The sequence below is a fragment of the Mycobacterium sp. NGS27 genome (assembly GCF_059813005.1).
Genome location: NZ_JCALDT010000061.1, coordinates 1 through 252, shown reverse-complemented (window position 1 = coordinate 252; position 252 = coordinate 1). Strand labels below are relative to the sequence as shown.

Genomic DNA, 252 nt, shown 5'->3' with positions numbered 1-252 from the left:
ATGCTGCGCCCACGCAATATTGACGTCTTCCAACAGGATTCGCCACGACACCCCATCGACCACAAGGTGATGCACGACCAACGCCAGCTGACTCGTATCGGCACCCCACACCGCGCGCAGCATCACCCCGCCAGCCGGGTCCAACCGCGAGCGCGCCGCGATCAGCGCCGCATCCGATAACACCTGCACCGATTGCAGGCAGCCACGCGCATCCACCGAACCCGGCTGCGACACCGTCAACGACCAGTCCCC

The 252-nt window shown here is 65.5% G+C and carries 1 protein-coding gene; it reads right to left on the bottom strand.

From position 1 onward, the window contains the following. A partial coding sequence (locus tag AC5Y30_RS25575; protein ID WP_499922121.1) for a hypothetical protein occupies positions 1–252 on the bottom strand: 252 nt, incomplete at both ends.